Raw genomic sequence first — 265 nt, 5'->3', positions numbered from 1 at the left:
ACTCTGCGATGGACGGGTTCGCGGTGCGTCACGCCGACGTGTCCGAGGCCACTGTGCACACCCCTGTCACGCTCCCGGTCACCAATGACGTACCCGCCGGATCTCCCGCCCACCGGCCTCTCGACCCCGGAACCGCCCAGCGCATCATGACCGGTGCCCGCATGCCCGAGAACGCCGACACCGTCATCAAGGTGGAGGACACCGATCATGCTCCCGGAACTGTCGACGCCCCCGCGACGGTGACGATTTTTCGCACCCCCTCAAC

Annotated in this window: 1 pseudogene; it reads left to right on the top strand. The window is 67.2% G+C overall.

Features of this window, described 5'->3' with window-relative positions:
• Window positions 1-8: 8 nt before the first annotated feature.
• Window positions 9-265 (top strand): annotated as a pseudogene (locus ACSNOK_RS34605) (gephyrin-like molybdotransferase Glp); the annotation flags it as partial.

It is taken from the genome of Streptomyces sp. URMC 126 (assembly GCF_051386555.1).
Classification (GTDB): Bacteria; Actinomycetota; Actinomycetes; order Streptomycetales; family Streptomycetaceae; genus Streptomyces.
This window is presented reverse-complemented; position numbering and strand designations above follow the sequence as displayed.